Origin of the sequence: Pseudodesulfovibrio alkaliphilus, from assembly GCF_009729555.1 — a bacterium.
Lineage (GTDB): Bacteria > Desulfobacterota > Desulfovibrionia > Desulfovibrionales > Desulfovibrionaceae > Pseudodesulfovibrio > Pseudodesulfovibrio alkaliphilus.
Map to the genome: position 1 here is coordinate 150,375 of NZ_WODC01000006.1, position 23,598 is coordinate 173,972.

The following is a 23,598-nucleotide window of genomic DNA, read 5'->3' on the forward strand; positions in this document are numbered from 1 at the left end:
TCAGGCCACTTCGATGAGCAGGGGGATGACGTGCAGGGTGGCCGATACCTCGCGGGTGGCACCGAGCTTCCAGGAGGCGTTGCCCTTGCCCGTGGCCTGGGCCACGGCCTCGGCTATGCCGGACACGTTGATGATGGGATGGCGCGAAAAGACCTGGGGCAGGCCATAGGTCAGGTTGCAGGCCAGACATTTGCCCGGCCGTTGCAAAAGCCGCAGTTCGAACTGCAATCTGGTGTCACAGCCCCCGGAGTAGCCGAGTTCGATGGTGTAGCTTCCTTCCTCGGCATCGCCGAACAGGGCTTCGAAGAATTGCTCGGTGCGGTCGGGAGGAAAAAGCTCCGCCAGTTTTTCCCGGGTGAAGACATCCTGATAATGACCCATGCCGTTTCTCCAGTGTGCTTGTGTGTACAGATGTGCAGCAACGAGTTCTCTACAAAAAATCAACGTGGCCTTCAAGGGCTTTCGCGCTAGACGGAGAGTGTCAGCAAAACCCAGAACACACCGCCCCCCGAGAGCAGGAATGCTATGGAGGGCCAGACCACCTTGCGCCAGGTGCCCGCCAGATCGCAATTGAAATACTGGCAGGTGAGCACGAAGCAGATGTGGATGGGGGAGATCATGACTCCTGTGAAGCCGCAGAAGCTGGCCAGCACCAGATAGGGGATGGTCTGGTCCTGCATGCCCAGGGTGTTCAGCACGCCGAGCAGCAGGGGGAATGTGGCACCCACGAAGGCCACGTTGATTCCCGCCACCATGCCCACCAGGAAAGGCAGGAAGGTGGCCGAGGCGATGAGCGCGGCCCCGCCGCCCGCGGCGCGTGACATCTCCTCCACCACCCCGCAGACCTGCATGATGTCCTTGAAGATGAAGACGGCCACGATGACGAAGAGCATGGACCACAGCGACTTCTTGGCCAGCACCTGCTTGAGGAAGGGCAGACCGAGCTGGGTGTTCTGGACCATGACGCAGGTTACGGCCGCAGCCAGGGCGGCCAGCACCCCCCACTCGAAGGCGATGTTCGGCGTCAGGGCGGCGATGGCGCTCTCCAGCCCTATGGCCCCGCAGATGGCGATGAGCAGCGGCAGTCCCTGGCGCAGGGCGGCCCGTTTGCCGGGGCCGGCTTGCGGGACGGCCACTGCGATGTCCCCGGCGCCGAGGACGCCGGGCCGCAGAAAGAAGAACCACCCGGTCAGGAGCATGACGGGAGTGCCCGGCCATGTCTTGGAGATCAGTTCGATGAGGGTGATGTCGGCCAGGGCCACAGTCAGGATGATGCCGGGGTACAGCGGCCAGCAAAGCTCCCAGATGTGGCGGAACCAGTAGTTGAGCACGGCCCGGTCGCTGTTTGTGATGCTCATGCTTTCGGACACGGTCTTGATCATGGGCGCGGAGAAGACCGCCCCGCCGGGCATGGGCAAAAGTCCGATCAGGGCCGGGAAGAAAACCAGCCTCAGCCGGGGGCTGGTCAGGTAGCCCGAGAGCGCCTCCATCAACCTGGCCGACTGGCCCGAGCGTTCCATGGCGTCGGAGAGGACGAGGATCAGTCCGACGATGGCCGCGAGGAAGAGGAAGCTTTTCTGGCCCAGGGCAGCCGCGCCCGTCAGGGCGATGGGCATGGGCGCCATGCCGAAAGTCAGGCCGAGGATGATCCCGCCGGTCAGGATGGACAGTCCAAGGCCCACCTTGAGGCGCATACCTGCGAGCATGATGGCGAAGGCGAAGAGAATCTTGAGAAAGGGCGCAAGCTTGAGAAGCAGGGATTCCATGTTGAGGGCCTCCGGGAGGGTTGAGCGTGTTCCCAGGCAAGGTGGTACCCCCATTCCGAACGAAAGAAAACGGCGAATTTCGGACTGGCGTTGAGGCGTGGAGCGGGTTTTGGCAATGAGACGCCGACCCTTGCCGGAAGAAGCGGGATGGGATAGAGTCTGTTGCGCCATATTGGCGCGACCCTTTGGCGACATTCGGGAGACAAGACAGCATGGCCATGACCCCCAGGCAACTTCGAGAGCACATTTTTTCCGTGATCATCAGCAAGGTGGAGGAACAGGACGAGGCCCGGCGCACCGAGGCCCTGGCCGAGTTCATGGCCGTGACCGGCACTGCCGGCAATGCGGTCGAGACAGTGGCCGACCTGATTCCGCCCATCATGCGCGAGTTGTACGAGAAGTGGATTTCCCTGTTTGTGGACCGCCTGCTTGAAACCGTGGACGCTCGCAACATCGAGCTGCTCTGCGACGGCAGCGCGGACAACAACGCGGCCCTGGTCCTGGCCTATGTCATGTTTCTCGAATCGGCGCGCATGGAGCGGCAGATCGACGCCGATCTGCGCGAGCACGGGCTCAAGGCGTCCGGTTCTGATCTGGGCGATGTGGCGGCGAACTACATCCGGGCGCAGATGTCCCGCGTGGCGCAGGCCGCCAAAGGCGACGACGACACGCCCAAGGGCAACGCCTGACAAGGACGCCGAGCCGTTGGCATCACAATCGGCCGGAGCCGACGAGCCTGTCCCGCTCGTCGGCTCCGGCCGATTTCTTGCGTGAAGGGAGATCGCCTACAGGGCGTCCACCCGCAGGGGTTCGCCTTTTTCCGGAGCCAGCCGCAGGGTGATGGCGCTTTTGGCGCACGCCTGTTCGCACACGCCACAGCCCATACATCTCTTTGCCCGAATGAACGCCTTGCCCTGGCGCAGCCCGACCGCCTTGAATTGGCACAACCGGACGCAGGTGCCGCAGCCAGAGCAGGCATCCTGATCCACCTCGGCCAGATAGCCCGAGGAACAGAGCATCTGCACCCCGGCCCGCTGGGCCTTCATGGCCCCGCAGCAGCAGGCGCAGCAGTTGCAGATGGCATAGAACCGGCCAAGTATGACATCCTTGAAAAAGGCGTGGGCCACGTGGCCTCGGGCATTCTCGGCCTTGAGGATGCGTACGGCCTCGTCGGCGTCGATCTGGCGCGTCTTGTCGGGATGGTGTTCGAGCATGAAAGAGCAGAAGGGTTCGCCCACCAGCAAACAGACATCAATGGGGGTGCACGGGTTTTTCATGCCCGAGCGGCAGGGACAGTCGAGAAGAACGATCTTCTCCGGGTTGGCCAGCACGATGTCCCGGGCGCGGGTGTAGGGCAGAACCTGTTCCGAAACGCGGGTGCTCACCGGCCGGTCGAGCCTGACCAGCTTGCTCGCTTCGGCCAGGGGCATGGCCTTGCCGTGGTAGGTGTCGGCAAAGGTGGGTTTTTCCTGGGCTGGATCGCCTGTGCTGCTGCCCTTGGTGGGCAGGAAGGGGGAGTGGCGGTTGAGCAGCATCACCAGCGGAGCCAGCAGGAAACGCCACCAGGGTTTTTTGTCGCCTGCCATGCCGATGTAGTGGTAGGCGAAACGGCCGTAGACATAGCCGTGGAGCCTGTCGAAAAGCGGCATGCCCTGGCTGCGGGCCATGCGGAAGTAGTTGCGGGTGGACGGTTTGATGAAGGGGATGTGCATGGTCGTCGGCCCCGGGTTTTCAGGTGATGCGGGATGATTGAAAGTGTACCTGCGCACAGGCCAAAGTCAATGGTTCCGGTCCATTTGGCCGACACGCGAAAAAGGGGGAGGCCCGATGGACGGACCTCCCCCCGGCGGGTTGCATGGCGTGGCGGGTCGGTGTCAGCCTAGGCCTGGCTGACCGCTGCAAAAGTCACCACATGGAGGCTGTTCAAAACGGGCGAGATGCTCGGCGCGAAAAAAGTACGAGGCCGAAGCTCTTGAGCCGTTGGCGAGTCTTCGAGCCTTACGGACCATGAGAGCAGAAAAGTACTCCCGGAACGCGAGGATCTGATTCGCCCCGTCCAAATCCGCTGTCCTGCGGATTGGTGAACTTTTTGAATGAGCTTTCTGTACGCTCGAAGACTCGCCTACAGTCGCTTAACGTCCGCAGTTCTCCGTTTTTCGACAGCCTCCTAGGCGTCGGCCTTCTTTTTCCTGCCATCCTCGCGGTGACGGACCAGGGCCGAGAGCTGTTGCTTGCGCAGTCTGATGGACTTGGGCGTGACCTCAACCATTTCGTCGTCCTTGATGAAATTGAGGGCGAACTCCAGGGTCATGGGCTTGACCGGGGTGAGGATGACCGCCTCGTCCTTGCCTGAGGCGCGCATGTTGGTCAGTTTCTTTTCCTTGGCCGGGTTGACGTTGATGTCGTTGTCCCGGTTGTGCTCGCCGATGATCATGCCCTCGTAGATGGCGTCGCCGGGGACCACGAAGATGCGTCCCCGTGGCTCCAGGTTGAACAGGCCGTAGGCCACGGCCTTGCCTGCGCGGTCGGCCACCAGGGAGCCGGTGTAGCGCGAGGGGAAGTCGCCCCGGTATTCGCCGTAGCCTTCGAGGTAGGAGTTCATCAGGCCGGTGCCCTTGGTATCGGTCAGGAATTCGTCGCGATAGCCGATGAGGGAGCGCGAGGGCACGGAGAACTCAAGGCGTACGCGGCCGGTGCCGTGGTTGACCATGTTGGTCATCCTGGCCTTGCGGGACGAGAGTTTTTCGGTGACGATGCCCATGAACGCCTCGTCGCAGTCCACATAGAGGTGCTCGATGGGTTCGAGCCTGGTCCCGTTTTCGTGCTTGAAGATGACCTCGGGCCGACCCACGGAGAGCTCGAAGCCCTCGCGCCGCATCTGCTCCACGAGAATGGCCATCTGGAATTCTCCGCGTCCCTTGACGATGAAGGATTCGCGTGTCTCGCTTTCTTCCACCTGGATGGCCACGTTGAGCAGGGTCTCCTTGAACAGCCTCTCCCGGATCTTTCCCGCCTGGACCAGCTTGCCCTCGGTGCCTGCCAGGGGAGAGGTGTTGATGCCGAACTTCATGGCCACGGTGGGTTCGTCCACAGTGATGCGCGGCAGGGCCTTGGGGGATTCTCGGGTGCAGATGGTGTCGCCGATGTGGACATCCTCAATGCCCGCGATGACCACGATGTCGCCGGGTTCGCAGGTTTCGGTGGGTGTCACCTTGAGGCCGTCGTAAGTCTGGAGCTTGGTCAGCTTGAGGGGGATGGGCTTGCCGTTTTCGGGCAGGCAGACCAGGACGTCGTTGGATCGCACCTTGCCGTGGTGGACCCTGCCGATGGCAAGTCGGCCAAGGTAGTCGGAGTAGGAGAGATCGGAGACGAGCATCTGGAAGGGTTCGGCAGGATCGTGGACCGGGCCGGGCACCTTCTCGATGATCATGTCCAGCAGGATGTGCAGGTTCTCGCCCCGTTCCTCGGCGGTCTTCATGGCGATGCCGTCACGGCCAACGGCGTAGAGCAGGGGGAAGTCGAGCTGGTCTTCGCGGGCGTCGAGGTCGATGAACAGGTCGTAGATTTCATCGAGCACTTCATCCGGCCGGGCGTCCTGGCGGTCCACCTTGTTAATGACCACCATGAGGGCCAGCCGCTGCTCAAGGGCCTTCTTGAGTACGAAGCGGGTCTGGGGCAGCGGGCCTTCCGAGGCGTCCACCAGCAATATGGCGCCGTCGGCCATGGACAGGGAACGCTCCACCTCGCCGCCGAAGTCGGCGTGGCCCGGAGTGTCGATGATATTGATTTTCACGCCCTTCCAGGTGACTGAGCAGTTCTTGGCGGCGATGGTGATGCCGCGTTCCCGCTCAAGGTCCATGGAGTCCATGATGCGTTCATCCACGCTCTGGCCTTCCCGAAACAGGCCCGATTGCTTGAACATGGCGTCGACCAGGGTGGTCTTGCCATGATCGACGTGGGCGATGATGGCGATATTGCGAACTTTTTGGTTGTTGATCCTGCTGCTCATGGGGGCTCCGGCATAGGTATATAGTAATGGGCGCATACGCGCAGGCAAGCGGTTAGCCGAAAGCGTGGTGGCTGGCAAGCGGAGAATGTGTGTCGTGCAAGAATTTCGTTTGAATTCGGTCTGAAATCGGATAGCGTGGGCGCGACTCAGAATCCGCCATTATCTGGAGAATCGCATGGCCCAAGGAACTCCCTCAACGGGCAAGGTCGTCACAACCTCCCTCATCGTCACCGGCAACATGCTCGGCGCAGGCATCCTGGCCCTGCCCATCGACCTCGGCCCGGCCGGACTGCTGCCCGCTGCGCTCGGTCTGCTCGGAATCTGGGCGCTCATGACCTGCAACGCGTTGATCATCGCCCGCCAGCCCTTCCTGGCACAGAACAGGGACGCGGACCTCCCCACCTTCTTCGAAGTGGTCCTCGGCCCGGTGGGCAAGTGGGTCAGCGTGGCTGCCAACCTGGTCATCTTCTACGGCCTGCTCACCGCGTACCTCGCCGGGGCCGCCTCGGTGCTGGTGGGGTCGCTGGGGCTTGATGTGCCCGGATGGGCCGCCCTGGTCGGCTATTTCTGCGTCGCCACGCTCTTCGCCTCCTTTGGCGACGCGGTGCTGCGCAAGGGGGCCACCGTGTTCATGACCATCATGTGGCTGCTCTTTGCCGCCATGGTGGTCATGGTCCTGCCGCACTTCGAGGGCCATGGCGTCCGCGGGATCGATCTGGTTTTCTTCACCTCGGCCCTGCCCATCCTGGTGGTGGCCTTCAATTTCCACAACGTCATTCCCACCGTGTGCCGGGTGCTTGGTCACGACCGAAAGTCCATCACCCGCGCCATCTGGCTCGGCTCCGGCCTTGGCATGGTCATGACCTTCATCTGGACCCTGGCCGTGCTCATGACCCTGCCCATGGAGTCCGCCAATTCCGTGGATATCGTCTCGGCCTTCAGCCACAACGAGCCGGCCACAGTCCCTCTTGGCCGTCTCATCGCCACCAGGGCCTTCGTCGACGTGTCCGTGGCCTTTGCCGTGGTGGCCATGACCACGGCCTACATGGCCACCGGGGTGGCCATGCTGAGTTTCCTGCGCGACGTGGCCGGGCGGCTGGGGAAAAACCGGCTGGCGGTATGGCTCGTCGCCTTTGTCCCGCCCCTGGCCGTGGGTGCCTTGTACCCGGACATCTTCATAGACGCTTTGAACGTGGTCGGCGGACTGGGCGTGGGCAGCCTGTTCGGCATCCTGCCTGGATTGCTGCTCATCCGTCAGGGGGAGCCCGGCTCGCGCAAACGGCTGGCCGGATGGGTCATTGTCTGCGTCTTCTCCCTGGTCCTGCTTGTGGAGCTGGCCCAGATGACCGGCCTTGTCCATATCACGCCCGACATCGAATACTGGAACGCCCGACAAGGGCAATAGGAGAATCATGAGCGAGTACAGAACCGAGCGCGACAGCTTGGGCGAAATGCGTGTTCCGGCCGAGGCATACTACGGCATCCAGACCCTGCGGGCCATGGAGAACTTTCATATCACGGGCATCACCATGGCCCACTATCCCCGGTTCATTACCGCCCTGGCCCATGTCAAGCATGCCGCAGCCAGGGCCAACGCCTCTCTGGGACTCCTTGACGAGTCCAAGGCCAGGGCCATTGCCAGGGCGTGCGAGGAGGTTGCCTCGGGTCTGCTGCGAGACCAGTTCGTGGTGGACGTTTTGCAAGGCGGAGCAGGGACTTCGGCCAACATGAACGCCAACGAGGTCATCTGCAACCGCGCCTTGGAGATGATGGGCCACCAGCGAGGCCAGTATGAATTTCTCCACCCCCTCAACGATGTGAACATGTCCCAATCCACCAACGACGTGTATCCCTCGGCGCTGAACATCGCCCTCATCCTCGATCTGCGCGAGCTGATCGACGCCATGGAGCATCTGCGCAAAGCCTTCTGGCGCAAGGGACAGGAGTTTGCGGACGTGATCAAGATGGGCCGTACGCAGTTGCAGGACGCGGTGCCCATGACCCTGGGGCAGGAGTTCTCGGCCTGGGCGGTGACCATAGGCGAGGACGTGCAGCGCGTGGACGAGGCCGAGGACCTGATTTTCGAGATCAACATGGGGGCCACGGCCATAGGCACCGGCCTCAACTCCCACCCGGACTACACGCGCACCGTGACCGAGAAGCTGGTGGAGATCACTACGCTGAAGCTCGTCTCCTCGCCGGATCTGGTGGAGGCCACCCAGGATACCGGGGCCTATGTCCAGCTCTCGGGCGTGCTCAAGCGGGTGGCGGTCAAGCTCTCCAAGATATGCAACGACCTGCGTCTGCTTTCCAGCGGTCCCCGGTGCGGACTCAACGAGATCAACCTGCCGCCCATGCAGCCCGGATCGTCCATCATGCCGGGCAAGGTCAACCCGGTCATCCCCGAAGTGGTCAACCAGGTGGCCTTTGCGGTTATCGGCCTTGATGTGACCGTGTCCATGGCCAGCGAGGCCGGGCAGCTGGAACTCAACGTCATGGAGCCGGTCATCGCCCTGTCGCTCTTCCAGACCATCAACATGCTCCGGCGCGCCTGCCTGACCCTGGCCGACAAGTGCGTCTCGGGCATCACGGCAAATCGCGAGCGGTGCCGCGAACTGGTGGAGAATTCCATAGGTCTGGTCACGGCCCTCAATCCCCATATCGGCTACGAGAAATCGGCCGAGATCGCCAAGGAGGCGCTGCGAACCGGCGGTTCGGTCTACGACATCGTGCTGGAGAAGGGGTACCTGAGCCGCGAAGAGCTTGAGGACATCCTCAAGCCCGAGAACATGGTCAGGCCGCGTTATGTTCTCGGGCGGTAGCTGCGCTGGCTGTCTGCTTGGCGAGAGGCGTCCCTCTTGCCTTTGGCCCGGATTTGCGCTATCTTTCTAGACATTATCCAGAGTGTACCGGATGCCCGTCGGGGCCGGAGGGGCGGTGCGAGCCTGACCGCGCCTCATTCCTGCTTCCATGGACAAGGAGGGAGCATGCGTCGGATCATTGCACTGACTTTGGGCCTGGGCCTGTTGACGGTGGCCGGGTGCGCCTCGTTGAGTCCGTTTCCCAAGAGCATCCATTCCACGCCGCCGAGCCAGCGTGATGCGCCGGTCGTCCAGCCGACCACAGACCCCAAGACCAGGCCCTATACGGTGATGGGGCGCACCTACTACCCGCTCATTTCGGCCCACGGCTACGACGAAGTGGGCCATGCTTCCTGGTATGGCAAGGACTTTCACGGCAAACCCACGGCCAACGGCCAGATCTACGACATGTACGGCATCTCGGCGGCGCACAAGCTGTTGCCTCTGGGTACCCGCGTCCGTGTGACCAATCTCGAAAACGGCAGAACACTGACCCTGGTGATCAATGACCGTGGTCCGTTTGTGGACGGGCGGATCATTGATTTGTCCTATGGGGCGGCGCGGCATTTGGGCACGGTGGAGCGCGGGGTGGTCAGGGTGCGCGTGGAGGCCGTAGACACCGTGGCGCCCTCGGCCACGCGGCTTGCGGGCGCTGCCGTCAAGCATTATCATGTCCGGGTCGGGGCCTTTGCCGTCCGGGCCAATGCCGATCGTGTTCATCGGCAGCTGGTGGAGAGCGGTTATCCCGAGGCGCGGGTGAGCATGGAGGATCGTAACGGAACCGTGCTGCACGTCGTCCAGGCAGGCAGTTTCGACAGTCGCGACAAGGCCGAGCAGGTGCTGGAGCGGCTCAAGCGCTCCTTTCCCACGAGTTATATCGTCAGCTGACTCAGGACTCTGATGGCTGCATGAGAAGAAAAGGCCCGTGCGCTGAGTGAGTTGCGCACGGGCTTGTTTTAGTCTCGGTCGGTTGTCGGCTCCGGTTGGGGCCGGGCGGTTACTGCTTGAGGTGCCAGACCCCGTTTTCGTCGCGCCAGGCCTTGGCCATGATGGACTCGCCGGACTTTTCGTCCTTGATGACCACATCGCGGTAGATGCGGTTGTCGGCCATGTAAGGCTCCTTGGGCGTGGCCGTGTAGGCGTGGCCCGTGTCAGGGTTGGTCCATTTGGTGGGCTGGCCGCTACGGTTGTTTTCCAGGGAGCGCTGGACCTGGGCCTCGTCGTGCTTGTCCCATTCGTTGCCGACGATATAGCCCATGAGGACGCCGACTCCCGCGCCCACGGCTGCGCCGAGCAGCTTATCCTTGAAGGTCAGGGCGCCGATGGTGGCGCCGGCCAGGCCGCCGACCGTTGCTCCCTGCTGGGCCTTGTTGGCGCAGCCGTAGCCAGCGGTCAGGAAGCAGATGAGAAGGGCGATGATCGCGGTATGTTTCATTGGGTACCTTCCTTTTTTTCAGGTTGGTTTGATGATAGCCTCAATCCGCCCGCCTTGTACAGAAGGAGGGAGTGCTTTTTTGTGAAGCTAACATAAATCCGTGGACGTATCCATGCCCTGTGAAACTTTTCAGGCCCGTCTCTTGCAGTATTTGTTGGATCGCCGCAGGCCCGTATCCGGGCTCTTGCTGAACTCCGGCCCCAAAGGTGAACGATGCGACGCATGACATACCTGATGCCCCTTGTCTTCCTGGTTCTCGTCTGCCTGGCTCCGTCGCCGGGGCTGGCCGAAATGGCCAAGAAGAACGTCCTCTACCTCAATTCCTACCATCGTGGCTACAAGTGGTCCGACGACATTTTCGACGGCATACGCTCGGTGCTGGAGGCGGGGCCGTACAAGATCGACCTCCAAATCGAGTACATGGATGCCAAGAAATACAATTACGAGGATGTCACGGGAATGCTCCTGCGCCTGTACAAGGAGAAGTTCCGTGGAGAGCGGTTCGACGTGGTGCTGGTTTCGGACAACGATGCCTTCAATTTCGCCCGGCATTATCGCGATGAGCTTTTTCCAGGCGTCCCGCTTGTCTTTTGCGGGGTCAACGCCCTTGCGCCCGAAGAACTCGCCGTGGGCAACATCACGGGCGTGAATGAACATTTCGACCTCTCCCTGACTCTGGATGTGGCCCGCAGGCTCCACCCGGACAAGCGTCACATGGTGGTGGTGGGCGATGCCTCCACGGCCGGGCTGGCCATCAAGCAGCAGGTGGAGGAGGCCGTGTCCTCCTATGGCCCCGATCTCTCGGTGGATTACTGGACGCACATCTCGCTTGCCGAAGTCCTGGCCCGCGTGGCCAAGCTTCCGTCGGAGACCTTTCTCTTCTTCATTCCCTATTATCAGACCATGGGCGATAACTTCTACACCGCAGAAGAGGTGGTCTCCGCCATTTACACCCATTCGAGCGTTCCCATCTATACGGCATGGGAGTTTCTCATCGGGCATGGAGCTGTGGGCGGCCATGTGCTTTCCGGTTTCCTGCACGGTCAGACCGCTGCGGCCATGGCCCTTGACATCCTGGCCGGCAGATCGACCGACAGCATCAAGGTGCTCTATGATGTCGGGGGCGAGTTCGTCTTCGACCACATCGCCATGACCCGGTTGGGCCTGACCGAGGGCATGCTGCCTCGCGGCAGTCGGATCATCAACGCGCCCAAGGCGTTCTACGAGATGCCCAAGGAACTGTTCTGGACCATCATGGTCAGCTTCGCCCTGCTGCTGGTGGTCACTGTGTTCCTGGTTTTCGCCATGCTTGAGCGGCGCAAGGTGGAGCGCAAGATCAAGGATCAGCTCGCCTTCCAGGAAACCCTCATGGACACCGTGCCCCAACTGCTTTCGTGGAAGGATATGAACGGCCGCTACCTCGGGGCCAATCGCGCCTTTGCCGAGTTCTTCGGCCATGGCGACTCCTCGTCCATCGTCTCCAGGACCACCAGCGAGGTCATTGACGACCTGGAGTATGTGCGCTGGGCCATGGCCGGAGACCAGCAGGCCATGCACGATCCGGAGGCGGTGCGCAAGGTGCGGCGAAAGCTGGCGGACGGATCAGGGGCTCAGGCATGGCTCGAAGTCAACAAAGTGCCCATTCGCGACCAGTCGGGCAGGGTGGTGGGTGTGCTGAGTACGGCGGAGAACATCACCAAGGAACACAATCTTGAAAAACAGCTTCTCCAGTCGCAGAAGATGGAGGCCATCGGCACGTTGGCCGGAGGGATAGCGCATGATTTCAATAATATATTGACTTCAATAATCAATTCCACAGAGCTGGCCTTGAGCGATGTGGAGCCGGATTCGGTGACGCGCCGCGACCTGGAGCGGGTGCTCAAGGCCGCCCGGCGCGGCGGACGTGTGGTCAAGCAGATCCTCGCCTTCAGCCGCCCGTCCACCGAGGGGTTCCGGCCCACGGACGCAGGCGCGGTGGTTGCCGAGGCCCTGGGGCTGCTGGAGGCGTCCATGCCGAGCAACATCGAGGTCCGCTCCCGGGTGGCCCCGGATCTGCCCTGCGTACTGGCCGACCCCACCCAGCTGCATCAGGTGGCCATGAATCTATTCACCAACGCCTTCCACGCCCTTCGCGAGACCGGCGGGGTCATTGAGGCGCGTGTCGGCCAGATGGCTCTCGCCGAGGACGAGGCGACGGCCATGGGCATTGAACCGGGCGAACATGTATGCCTGTGCATTGAGGACAACGGGCCGGGCATTCCGCCGGAGATATTGGACAAGATCTTTGACCCCTTTTTCTCCACCAAGGACAAGACCGAGGGTACCGGGCTGGGACTGGCCGTTGTCCACGGCATAGTCAGGAGCCACAGGGGCGGATTGCGGGTTCTGCCCAAGCCGGGCGGAGGCATTGTCTTCGAGGTTTTCCTGCCCCTGGCCGAGGGCATTGATTCGGAGAGCCCGGCGCGGCCGACCGGCCCGGTCCTGCCCGGGGGCCGCATCCTCTTCGTGGAGGACGACCGGGATCAGTTGGAGTCTACTCCCCGCCTACTCGAATCCATGGGCTACCGCGTTACCGCGGCAGACGCCCCGGATCAGGCCCTGGCCCTGGCCGAGGCCCTGCCGTGCCCCTTTGACCTGCTCATCACCGATTATGACATGCCGGGCATGAGCGGCACACAGTTGGCCAGACGGCTGGGGGAGATAGCTCCGCTTCTGCCGGTGGTCCTGGTTTCCGGGCGCGAGGATGCGGCATCTGCGGCCGTCCTCTTGCCCAATATCCGGCAGGTGGTTATCAAGCCCTACGACAAGGACGATCTCGCGGCCGCCATAGCGGGCGCGCTCAAGGTAACGAAGTGACCGGACAAGCGAGGAAGAGGACGTGGCCCACATCCTGGTGATAGACGACGATATCGAGGTCTGCGAGACCCTGGAGAGCCTCATCGGCAGACTCTCGCACGACTGCGACACGGCCCAGACCCTGGGGCGGGGGTTGTCCCTGGCCGAGGGCAAGTCCTATGATGTCGTTTTTCTCGATGTGCGGCTGCCCGACGGGAACGGGCTCGACATACTGCCCCGGCTCATGGCGCTCCCCAATCCTCCCGAGGTGGTCATCCTCACTGGCCAGGGCGACCCGGACGGGGCGGAGATGGCTATCGAGGGCGGAGTGTGGGACTACCTGCTCAAGCCGTCCAGCGTGCGTGAAATCTCGCTCACCCTGGGACGTGCGCTGAAGTATCGGGAAGAGAAGGCGGGCAAGTCGGAGATAGAGTCCCTTGATCTTTCGGATGTGGTGGGCAAGAGCCCGCTGATCCGGGCGAGTTTCGAGTTGCTGGCCCAGGCGGCCCGCACGGACACCAACGTGCTCATCACTGGCGAAACCGGCACGGGCAAGGAGCTTTTCGCCTCCACCATCCACGAGAACTCGCGCCGCCGGGACGGCAGATTTGTTGTGGTGGATTGCGCAGGGCTGACCGAGACCCTGGTGGAGTCCACGCTCTTTGGCCACCGCAAGGGAGCCTTTACCGGAGCGCAGGCCGACCGTATCGGCCTGGTCAAGCTGGCCGACAAGGGCACGCTCTTCCTCGACGAGGTGGGGGAGATGCCCCTGTCCATTCAGAAGGCGTTCTTGCGTGTGCTCCAGGAGCGCACCTTCCGCCCGGTGGGCGATACCAGGGAACAGACCAGTGATTTCCGGCTGGTGGCCGCTACCAATCGCGACCTTGATGTCATGGTGGAGAAGGACCAGTTCCGTGCCGATCTGCTTTTCCGCATCAAGACCATGCGTATCCATCTTCCGCCGTTATCCCAGCGGCCGGAGGACATCCGCTCTCTGGCCCTGTTCCATGTGGAGCGGCTGTGCAGTCAGTACGGCATGGAGCGCAAGAGCTTTGGCTCCAACTTCTTCACCGTGCTCGAAAGCTACAGTTGGCCGGGCAATGTTCGTGAGCTCTTCAATATCCTTGAGCGGGCCGTGATAGCGGCGGGCAACGAGAAGACCATCTACGCCATGCACCTGCCACGCGCCCTGCGCATTGAGGTGGCCAAGGCGCAGATCGAGCGCATGACCGGCTCAGAGGTGGTGCCCGGGAAAAACGTGGGGCTGGTGGACGGCATGGTCGTCCGAAAAATCGGACAGGATGTTTTCGAGGATATCTTCGACCAGGCGCTCCCTTCCCTGCGCGAGTTCAAGGGAACGGCGGAAAAAGTCTATCTGGGCGAGTTGATCCGCCAATCCGGGGGTGATCTGGCACGAATCCTGGAAGTGTCCGGTCTTTCCCGCTCTCATTTGTATTCCCTGCTCAAGAAATATGGGCTGTCCCTCTGACGGGCTGGGGAAAAAACGGACGATTCTCATGTCGGTTGCCGTCAGGAGGTCCGGTTAACCCCCAATAGCCGCAATTTTTTTTGCGCAGGGGCTTTTTTGGGCTTCCTTTCATTTCGTCATGTGTGTATGGAGGGCTAATACTTTTGCGTTCCGTGCACGGAAACCATTTTCATCAACATAGGAGAGACAGATGACCAAAGCAGAACTTGTTGCCAAAATCGCTGAGAAGAACGGCACCTCCAAGGCCCAGGCCGAGGCGTCCATGAATGCCATTCTCGAAGTCATCCAGGCCGAGCTGGCCGCCGGAAACAAGCTGACCCTGACCGGGTTCGGCACCTTCAGCGTCAGCGAGCGCAAGGCACGCACCGGCCGCAACCCCCGTACCGGCGCGGACATCAAGATCCCCGCCTGCAAGGTTGCCCAGTTCAAGCCCGGCAAGGTTCTGAAGGAAGCTGTTAAGTAGTTCGCGCCCGCGCTGTTGGCGAGGGAGCCCTCCCGGTTTTCGGGAGGGCTCCCTCTTTTTTTTTCATGTCCGGGCAGGGGATTGTTTCCTTGTTCTTTCCATGAAAACGGACACGTCTGTTTTTTCGGATTCATTTTCGTGTTGTGTTTTTTTCGTAACAGCCTAACTTTATGGAGCAGAGTCGCCATCAGCCGTAGTCTTCTCCCGATCTTCACGCTGGCAGGGGAGTCCGTTTTTTCGGACGCATTGGCGACCCCCCCCCTGTTCTTATTCCCACCCGACCAGACCCAACGCCCCGTCATGGCGTGATAAATTCCCAAGCAGTTTTTTTGGCATGGATGTTGATTAAGCCGGGCCGGATTGTCCGGTCCGCATGTGACCGCACCCGCGGAATATTTCTGACAACAACGCCTCAGAGGAGAACGACCACATGTCCAAGATGAAAACCATGGACGGCAACACGGCTGCGGCCTGGGTTGCCTACGCCATGAGCGAGACGGCGGCCATTTATCCCATCACTCCCTCGTCCACCATGGGCGAGATCGCGGACGAATGGGCCGCGCAGGGTCGCGAGAACATTTTCGGCCAGAAAGTGCGTATCCGCCAGCTGCAGTCCGAGGCGGGCGCAGCGGGCGCGGTGCACGGAGCACTGGCCGGCGGTGTCCTGACATGCACCTTTACCGCGTCCCAGGGGCTTTTGCTCATGATCCCGAACATGTACAAGATCTCCGGCGAGCTTTTGCCCGGAGTCTTCCATGTCTCGGCCCGGGCCATCGCTGCCCATGCCCTGTCCATTTTCGGCGATCACCAGGATGTCATGGCCTGTCGCCAGACCGGCTTCGCCATGCTTGCCTCGGCCAGCGTCCAGGAGGTCATGGACCTCTCCCTGGTGGCCCATCTGGCCACGGTGGAGGCCAGCGTGCCCTTCCTCAGCTTCTTCGACGGGTTCCGCACCTCCCACGAAATCCAGAAGATTGAAGCCATCGACTATGCGGACATGAAGCCGCTCCTGAACATGGACAAGGTGGCCGCCTTCCGCGCCCGGTCCATGAACCCCGAGCATCCGGACATCCGGGGCACGGCCCAGAACCCCGATATCTACTTCCAGGGTCGCGAGGCGACCAACGCCTACTACGACGCCATCCCTGGCATCGTGGAGGAGTACATGGCCAAGGTTTCGGCCCTGACCGGCAGGAACTACAAGCCCTTTGACTATGTGGGCGCACCCGATGCCGAGCGCGTCGTCATCGCCATGGGCTCCGCCTGCGAGGCCATCGAGGAAGTGGTCAACGCCCTGTGTGCTCGCGGCGAGAAGGTGGGTCTGATCAAGGTCCGGCTGTATCGCCCGTTCTCGGCCAAGCATTTTCTGGCCGTTTTGCCCGCCTCGGCCAGAACAGTGGCCGTGCTCGACCGCACCAAGGAGCCGGGTGCTTTGGGCGATCCGCTCTACCAGGATGTGCGTACAGTGTTCGGCGAGCAGGGCATGAGCCTGAACGTGCTGGCCGGCCGTTACGGCCTGGGCTCCAAGGAGTTCACCCCGGCCATGGTCCAGGCCGTGTACGACAACATGGCCGCTGCCGAGCCCAAGCGCCACTTCACCGTGGGCATTGAGGACGACGTGACCAAGACCTCGCTGGCCGTGCCCGCCGTGGCCGACACCACCCCCGAGGGAACCGTGCAGTGCAAGTTCTGGGGTCTTGGCGCGGACGGCACCGTGGGCGCCAACAAGCAGGCCATCAAGATCATCGGTGACAATACCGATCTCTACGCCCAGGGGTATTTCGCCTACGACTCCAAGAAGTCCGGCGGCATCACCATCTCCCACCTGCGCTTTGGCGAAAAGCCCATCCAGTCCACCTACCTGGTCTCAGCGGCCGACTACATCGCCTGCCACAACCCAAGCTACGTGCACCTCTACGACGTGCTCGACGGCATCAAGGACGGCGGCACTTTTGTTCTCAACTGCCCTTGGACCGCCGAACAGATGGATGCCGAGCTGCCTGCTGCCATGCGCCGGACCATCGCGCAGAAGGGGCTCAAGTTCTACACCGTGGACGCGGTCAAGATCGCCCAGCAGGTGGGGCTTGGCGGGCGCATCAACATGATCATGCAGACCGCATTCTTCAAGCTGGCGGATGTCATTCCCTTTGACCAGGCCGTGGCCCTGCTGAAAGACGGCATCAAGAAGGCTTACGGCAAGAAGGGCGACAAGATCGTCAACATGAACAACGCCGCCGTGGACAGCGCGGTGGACGCCATCGTCGCGATATCCGTGCCCGAAGCATGGAAGACCTTGGCCGACGATGCCCCGGTCGTGCGCAGCGAGCCGGAATACGTGAGCAAGGTCATGCGCCCGGTGCTGGCCCAGAAGGGTGACGATCTCCCTGTTTCTGCATTCAGCGTGGACGGCACCATGCCCTTGGCCACCTCCAGGTTCGAGAAGCGCGGCGTGGCCATCAACGTGCCAGAGTGGATCGCGGACAACTGCATCCAGTGCAACCAGTGCGCCTTTGTCTGTCCTCACTCGGCCTTGCGCTCGGTGCTGGCCACCGACGAGGAGCTTGCCGGCGCTCCGGCGACCTTTACCACCCTTGAGGCCAAGGGCAAGGATGTCAAGGGACTCCGCTTCCGCCTCCAGGTCGCCGCGCTGGACTGCCTGGGCTGCGGCAACTGCGTGGACATCTGCCCGTCCAAGGACAAGGCGCTGGTCATGAAGCCCATCGCCACCCAGACCTCTGAGCAGGTTCCCAACTTCGACTTCACCGAGACCATCTCCTACAAGGACGCCTTCAAGCGCGACACGGTCAAGGGCAGCCAGTTCCGCCAGTCCCTCATGGAGTTCTCTGGCGCGTGCTCGGGCTGCGGCGAGACCCCGTATGTCAAGGTGCTGACCCAGCTCTTCGGCGAGCGCATGGTCATTGCCAACGCCACGGGCTGCTCGTCCATCTGGGGTGCCAGCGCTCCGACCACGCCTTACTGCGTCAATAGCCACGGCCACGGTCCGGCCTGGGGCAACTCGCTCTTCGAGGACGCGGCCGAGTTCGGCTACGGCATCGACATGGCCGTGTCCCATCGCCGCGAGCATCTGGCCCGGCTGGCCGAAAAGGCCCTTGAGTCCGCCTCAGGCGAATTGAAGGAGGCCCTGGCCGGCTGGCTTGCCAACCGCGACGATGCCGATGGCTCCAGCCAGTGGGGCGGCAAACTCAAGGCCGCCCTTGCGGGCGCAACCGATCCGACCTTGGTCGAGATCGCCTCCATGGCCGACCTCTTCACCAAGAAATCGGTCTGGATCTTCGGCGGCGACGGCTGGGCCTACGACATCGGCTACGGCGGCGTGGACCACGTCCTGGCCTCTGGCGAGGATGTCAACATCCTGGTCATGGACACCGAGGTTTACTCCAATACCGGCGGCCAGTCCTCCAAGGCCACGCCCCTTGGCTCCATCGCCAAGTTCGCGGCCGCGGGCAAGACCACGGGCAAGAAAGACCTGGGCCGCATGGCCATGACCTACGGCTACGTCTACGTGGCCCAGGTGGCCATGGGCGCGGACAAGCAGCAGATGCTCAAGGCTTTCCGCGAGGCCGAGGCTTACAAGGGCCCCTCGCTGATCATCGCCTACGCGCCGTGCATCAACCAGGGCATCAAGAAGGGCATGGGCAAGACCCAGTACGAGCAGAAGCTGGCTGTCGATTCCGGCTACTGGCCGCTCTATCGCTTCAATCCCGCTCTGGCGGACGAGGGCAAGAACCCGTTCGTACTCGAATCCAAGGCTCCTGACGGCACCTTGCAGGAGTTCCTCTCCGGTGAAAACCGCTACGCCATGCTGGAGAAGTTCCACCCGGAAATCTCCCAGGCGTTCCGGGCAAAAATAGAAAAGGACTACGCCACGCGTTACGCGATCCTGAGCCACATGGCCGAAGCCGACTTCAGCGCAGCCGCTGAGGACGACGAAGCCGGAAAGGCCGCGTGCGACACGGGTGTGTCGGCCGAAAGCCCCGGCTCCGGCGAGCCGTGCGACGACGGTAGATAGCGTTTGAGGTTTGCGCGGGGTGCGGATTTTTGCGGAGGCTCTGCCTGATCCGCGCCCCGCTTGTTTGTAACAGTGTGAACCCTGGCGTTCACAACAATGGAGGTGTTCATAATGTCTTTGGAGGTTCTTGCTCTCGTTGCGCTGCTCCCTATCCTGGTGGCGCTTGTTCTCATGGTGGGCATGCGCTGGCCCGCCACCAAGGCCATGTCCTTGGCTTGGCTCACCGCTGCCGCCGGAGCCGTCGTCGTCTGGGGGCTGCCTGTCAAATACGTTGCCGCCTTGAGCCTGCAGGGGTTCGTCACGGCCATCGGCATCCTGATCATTGTTTTTGGTGCCATCCTCATCCTGCGCACCCTGCAGCATTCCGGCGGCATGGAGACCATCCAGCACGGGATGCAGAACATCACGCCTGACCGCCGCATCCAGGCGATCATCATCGGGTACATGTTCGCTGCCTTCATCGAGGGCGCGGCAGGCTTTGGCACCCCGGCAGCACTGGCCGCGCCGCTGCTGCTTTCCCTGGGTTTCCCCCCCTTGGCCGCCGCCATCATCTGCCTGGTCTTCAACTCCTTCCCCGTGACCTTCGGCGCAGTCGGAACCCCGGTCGTACTCGGCCTGAAGTTCCTTGCTCCGGGCGTTGATCAGGCCGTGGCCACCGGAGCTGCCGGTGTCAACTTCAGCTCCATGGGTGATTTCATTGCCTTGGTCGGCCAGTGGGCCACCCTCATGCACCTGAGCATGATCTTCATCCTGCCCATCTTCATGCTCGGATTCATCACCCGCTACTTCGGCCCCGAACGCAGCTGGAAACCCGGCCTGGCCGCCTGGAAGTTCTGCATATTCGCAGCCGTTTCCTTTGCCGTTCCCTACCTGATCTTTGCCTGGAACGTCGGCCCGGAATTCCCGTCCCTGATCGGCGGTCTCGTCGGCCTGGGCATCATCGTTGCCGGTGCCAAGGCCGGTTTCTGCATGCCCAAGGATAGCTGGGATTTCGGCCCCGCCGACAAGTGGAGTGCCGAATGGACCGGCAGTGTTTCCGCCGAGTCCTCCGAGTTCAAGGCCCACATGAGTCAGTTCAAGGCCTGGTTGCCGTATATTCTCATCGGTCTGATCCTGGTCGTCACCCGCATTCCCGAACTGGGCCTCAAGGGCTTCCTGGCAGCCCAGGCCGTCACCTTCAGCAACATTCTCGGCTACGAGAGCGTCAACGCGGCCATCGCCTACCTCTACCTGCCGGGCACCATTCCATTCACCCTGGTCGCCATCCTGACCGTGTTCATTCACGGCATGCCTGCCGACAAGGTCAAGCTCACCTGGAAACAGGCCTTTTCGACCATGAAAAACCCGACCATCGCCCTGTTCGCGGCGGTCGCCCTGGTCTCCATCTTCCAAGGCTCCGGCATTGCCGATGTCGCTTTGAACCCGAACAACTACCCGTCCATGCCTCTGGCCATGGCCAAGGCCGTCGCCGCTTACGCGGGCAACGCGTGGCCCATGTTCGCCTCCTTCGTGGGTGGTCTTGGTTCATTCATCACCGGCTCCAACACGGTTTCCGACCTGCTGTTCGCCGAATTCCAGTGGGGCGTTGCCGCCAACCTGGAACTGCCGCGCCAGATCATCGTGGCCGCTCAGGCTACCGGCGGCGCCATGGGCAACATGATCTGCATCCACAACATTGTGGCTGTGTGCGCTGTTGTCGGTCTGTCCGGCATGGAAGGTGCGATCCTGAAGCGGACCGTTTGGCCCTTCCTGCTTTACGGCTTGGTCGTGGGTATCGTGGCCTCGCTGATGAGCTTCGTGTTCCTGCCCCACCTCTTCTAGAGACATGCGGGAGGGACGGTCCGCCGTCCCTCCCCGTTGCCAATGCGGTCAGATGTGGTAGTTTAGGAACATGATCCTCATTGCAAATGGGACATGACCGACAAAAAGGTTCTGTAGAACAATTTTCATGATCCAAGGAGCCAGAAATGAGCAAAGACGCCATTACCAAGGATTTCGAGGCCGCCGTCGGCGCGGACAACGTCATGACCAGCGAGACCGACCGTCACGCCTATTCCTATGATGCGGCGGTGCTCGATTCCGTCATGCCCGCCCTGGTGGTGAGGCCCACAACCAGCGAGGCGCTGGGCAAGGCCACCAAACTGTGTAACGACAACGGCCTGCCGCTCACCGTGCGCGGCGCGGGAACAAATCTTTCGGGCGGCACCATTCCCCATCCTGGCGGCGTGGTGGTCCTGACCAACGGCCTCAATCGTATCCTCGAAATCAACGAGGAGGACATGTACGCCGTGGTCGAGCCCGGCGTGGTCACGGCCAAGTTCGCTGCCGAGGTGGCCAAGCGCGGCCTTTTCTATCCCCCGGACCCTGGCAGCCAGACCGTTTCCACCCTGGGCGGCAACGTGGCCGAGAATGCGGGAGGACTGCGCGGGCTCAAATATGGCGTGACCAAGGATTACGTCATGGGCATGGACTTCTGGGACGTGAATGGCGAACTGGTCAAGTCCGGGTCGCGCACCGTCAAGTGTGTCACCGGCTACAATCTGGCAGGGCTGATGGTCGCTTCCGAGGGCACGCTGGGCGTCTTTGACAAGATCATCCTCAAGCTCATACCCCCGGCCCAGTCGGCCAAGTCCATGATGGCCATTTTCCCGTCCATGAAGGCCGCCTCCGAGACCGTGGCCGCCATCATCGCCAACAAGATCGTGCCCGCCACCCTCGAGATGATGGACAACTTCACTATCCGCACTGTGGAGAACTTCCGTGGCGCGGGCCTGCCTGTGGATGCGGCGGCCCTGCTGCTCATCGAGGTGGACGGCCATCCCGCTCAGGTGGCGGACGAGGCCGCCAAGGTGGAGGATCTCTGCCGGAAGAACGGCGCCACCGAGCTGAAGGTGGCCAAGGACGCGGCCGAGCGCGACGCGGTCTGGCAGGCGAGGCGCGACGCGCTGCCCGCCCTGGCCAAGCTCAAGCCCACCTGCGTGCTTGAGGACGCCACTGTGCCCCGCTCCAAGATTCCGGCCATGATCGAGGCCCTGGACGAGATCAGCAAGAAGTTCGACCTGACCATCGGCACCTTCGGCCACGCGGGCGACGGCAACCTGCACCCGACCATCCTTACCGACAAGCGCGACAAGAAGGAGTGGGAGCGGGTGGAACACGCCATCGACGAGATATTCGACCGCGCCCTGGCCCTGGGCGGCACCTTGTCCGGCGAGCACGGCATCGGCATGGCCAAGTCCAAGTACCTGGAGCAGGAGACCTCCCGCGCCACGCTGGAATATTCCCGGCGCATGAAGTCCGTGCTTGATCCCAAGGGCATCCTCAATCCCGGCAAGATCATCGGCCCCAAGTCCGAAGGGTAGGTGGAGTCATGGCAGACATCCACAAGCTCGCCCAAATGTTCCAGGAGCTGGACGACCAGCTGGTCGGGTGCATGCGCTGCGGCATGTGTCAGGCGGTGTGTCCGGTCTTTGCCCAGACCGGGCGCGAGGCCGATGTCACCCGTGGGAAGCTCGCCCTGCTCGACGGTCTGGCCCACGAGATGCTTTCCGACGCCGAAGGCGTCAACGAGAAGCTCAACCGCTGCCTGTTGTGCGGCACCTGTCAGTCCAACTGTCCAAGCGGCGTGAAGATCATGGACATCTTCCTCAAGGCCCGGGCCATAATGACCGGCTACTTCGGGCTTTCGCCGGTCAAGCGCGCCATCTTCCGGGGTATGCTCAAGAACCCGAAGCTGTTCAACGCACTGACCGACATGGGGGCCAAGTTCCAGGGGCTGTTCACCAAAAAGGTGGACGACTTGCTCGGTTCGTCCTGTGCCCGGTTCAACGCGCCGGTCATCGGTGACCGGCATTTCCGCACCCTGGCCGAAAAGCCGCTGCACAAGTTGGTGCCCGCGCTTGACACCCCGGCGGGCAAGAGCGGAATCCGGGTCGCCCTGTACGTGGGGTGCGTCATCGACAAGATGTTCCCCCATGTGGGCCAGTCCATCATCAAGGTTCTGGAGCGTCATGGCGTGGGCGTGTTCATGCCCTCGGGACAGGCCTGTTGCGGCATTCCTGCCCTCTCAAGCGGCGACACGGAAACCTTTGACTCCCTGGTGGGAATCAACATGGAGCGGTTCGGGACAGGGGAGTTCGACTATCTGGTCACCGGCTGCGCCACCTGCACCTCGACCATCAAGGAACTGTGGCCGCGCATGTACCAGGGGCCGTCGGCGCAGAAATACGACATTGCAGCGCTTGAGCGGAAAACCATGGACATCAGCCAGTTCCTGGTGGATATCCTGAAACTGGAGCCTAAGGACGCGACCGGCGGAAAGAGCGTGACCTATCACGACCCCTGCCACCTCAAGAACGCGCTGGGCATCACGGCCCAGCCCCGGACCTTGATCAAGGCCGCTGGCTGCGGATTCAAGGAAATGGCTGAAGCGGGCGTATGCTGCGGCTGCGGCGGCAGCTTCAACATCGCCCATTATGAACTCTCCAGGGAGATCGGCGGACGCAAGGCGGAAAACATCGTCGCCTCCGGCGCGGGTACGGTGGCCACCAGCTGTCCGGCCTGCATGCTCCAGATCACAGACATGCTCTCGCGCAAGAAGGCCGGAGTGGATGTCAAGCACGTCATCGAGCTGTACGCCGACGGCTGTTGATGCGTCCATGAAACGGGCGGCCTCCCATCGGCCGCCCGATCATCCATGAACCCTCCGCC

At 62.1% G+C, this 23,598-nt stretch carries 16 protein-coding genes; 11 read left to right on the forward strand and 5 right to left on the reverse strand.

All coding sequences use genetic code 11. The features are described from left to right. Both GKC30_RS10415 and GKC30_RS10420 read right to left on the reverse strand, forming a co-directional pair. Positions 1-381, reverse strand: a complete 381-nt coding sequence (locus tag GKC30_RS10415) for a pancreas/duodenum homeobox protein 1 (protein ID WP_155934664.1) — start codon at positions 379-381, stop codon at positions 1-3. An 86-nt stretch (positions 382-467) separates the two neighbouring features. Beyond that, positions 468-1,766 carry a DUF401 family protein gene (locus GKC30_RS10420; RefSeq protein WP_155934665.1) on the reverse strand — a complete coding sequence of 433 codons (1,299 nt, stop codon included), beginning with the start codon at positions 1,764-1,766 and terminating at the stop codon, positions 468-470. Between the two features lie 212 nt (positions 1,767-1,978). On the opposite strand from GKC30_RS10420, the gene GKC30_RS10425 reads away from it, so the two are divergent. Further along, positions 1,979-2,455, forward strand: a complete 477-nt coding sequence (locus GKC30_RS10425) for a hypothetical protein (RefSeq protein WP_155934666.1) — start codon at positions 1,979-1,981, stop codon at positions 2,453-2,455. A 96-nt stretch (positions 2,456-2,551) separates the two neighbouring features. Here the strand turns inward: GKC30_RS10425 and GKC30_RS10430 are convergent, their stop codons facing one another. Then, positions 2,552-3,478 carry a 4Fe-4S dicluster domain-containing protein gene (locus tag GKC30_RS10430; protein WP_155934667.1) on the reverse strand — a complete coding sequence of 309 codons (927 nt, stop codon included), beginning with the start codon at positions 3,476-3,478 and terminating at the stop codon, positions 2,552-2,554. Positions 3,479-3,933: 455 nt separating this feature from the next. Next, positions 3,934-5,775: a translational GTPase TypA gene (gene typA / locus GKC30_RS10435; RefSeq protein WP_155934668.1), complete on the reverse strand. Its 1,842-nt coding sequence runs from the start codon at positions 5,773-5,775 to the stop codon at positions 3,934-3,936. A 175-nt stretch (positions 5,776-5,950) separates the two neighbouring features. Here typA and GKC30_RS10440 point away from each other — a divergent pair, with 175 nt between their 5' ends. From GKC30_RS10440 to GKC30_RS10450, 3 genes are all read left to right on the forward strand, one after another. Beyond that, positions 5,951-7,180: an aromatic amino acid transport family protein gene (locus GKC30_RS10440; protein WP_155934669.1), complete on the forward strand. Its 1,230-nt coding sequence runs from the start codon at positions 5,951-5,953 to the stop codon at positions 7,178-7,180. Positions 7,181-7,187: 7 nt separating this feature from the next. Next, on the forward strand, positions 7,188-8,597 hold the full coding sequence (gene aspA / locus GKC30_RS10445; RefSeq protein WP_155934670.1) for an aspartate ammonia-lyase: 1,410 nt from the start codon (positions 7,188-7,190) through the stop codon (positions 8,595-8,597). A 165-nt stretch (positions 8,598-8,762) separates the two neighbouring features. Further along, positions 8,763-9,524: a septal ring lytic transglycosylase RlpA family protein gene (locus GKC30_RS10450; RefSeq protein WP_155934671.1), complete on the forward strand. Its 762-nt coding sequence runs from the start codon at positions 8,763-8,765 to the stop codon at positions 9,522-9,524. A 109-nt stretch (positions 9,525-9,633) separates the two neighbouring features. On the opposite strand, the gene GKC30_RS10455 is transcribed toward GKC30_RS10450, so the two are convergent. Further along, positions 9,634-10,071 carry an RT0821/Lpp0805 family surface protein gene (locus tag GKC30_RS10455; protein WP_155934672.1) on the reverse strand — a complete coding sequence of 146 codons (438 nt, stop codon included), beginning with the start codon at positions 10,069-10,071 and terminating at the stop codon, positions 9,634-9,636. A 222-nt stretch (positions 10,072-10,293) separates the two neighbouring features. Here GKC30_RS10455 and GKC30_RS10460 point away from each other — a divergent pair, with 222 nt between their 5' ends. The 7 genes from GKC30_RS10460 to GKC30_RS10490 all read left to right on the forward strand — a co-directional run bounded on the left by GKC30_RS10460 (position 10,294) and on the right by GKC30_RS10490 (position 23,539). Then, complete coding sequence (locus GKC30_RS10460) at positions 10,294-12,927, forward strand: hybrid sensor histidine kinase/response regulator (protein WP_231117129.1); 2,634 nt, start codon at positions 10,294-10,296, stop codon at positions 12,925-12,927. A 22-nt stretch (positions 12,928-12,949) separates the two neighbouring features. Next, positions 12,950-14,395, forward strand: a complete 1,446-nt coding sequence (locus GKC30_RS10465; RefSeq protein ID WP_367614086.1) for a sigma-54-dependent transcriptional regulator — start codon at positions 12,950-12,952, stop codon at positions 14,393-14,395. 190 nt (positions 14,396-14,585) lie between these two features. Then, positions 14,586-14,858 carry an HU family DNA-binding protein gene (locus GKC30_RS10470; RefSeq protein ID WP_155934674.1) on the forward strand — a complete coding sequence of 91 codons (273 nt, stop codon included), beginning with the start codon at positions 14,586-14,588 and terminating at the stop codon, positions 14,856-14,858. A 430-nt stretch (positions 14,859-15,288) separates the two neighbouring features. Continuing rightward, on the forward strand, positions 15,289-18,888 hold the full coding sequence (nifJ, locus tag GKC30_RS10475; RefSeq protein WP_155934675.1) for a pyruvate:ferredoxin (flavodoxin) oxidoreductase: 3,600 nt from the start codon (positions 15,289-15,291) through the stop codon (positions 18,886-18,888). 111 nt (positions 18,889-18,999) lie between these two features. Next, the gene (locus GKC30_RS10480) at positions 19,000-20,709 is read left to right on the forward strand and encodes an L-lactate permease (protein WP_155934676.1); all 1,710 of its coding nucleotides are present in this window, start codon (positions 19,000-19,002) and stop codon (positions 20,707-20,709) included. 146 nt (positions 20,710-20,855) lie between these two features. Beyond that, positions 20,856-22,250 carry an FAD-binding oxidoreductase gene (locus tag GKC30_RS10485; protein WP_155934677.1) on the forward strand — a complete coding sequence of 465 codons (1,395 nt, stop codon included), beginning with the start codon at positions 20,856-20,858 and terminating at the stop codon, positions 22,248-22,250. Positions 22,251-22,258: 8 nt separating this feature from the next. Continuing rightward, positions 22,259-23,539 carry a (Fe-S)-binding protein gene (locus GKC30_RS10490; RefSeq protein ID WP_155934678.1) on the forward strand — a complete coding sequence of 427 codons (1,281 nt, stop codon included), beginning with the start codon at positions 22,259-22,261 and terminating at the stop codon, positions 23,537-23,539. Positions 23,540-23,598 lie beyond the last annotated feature (59 nt).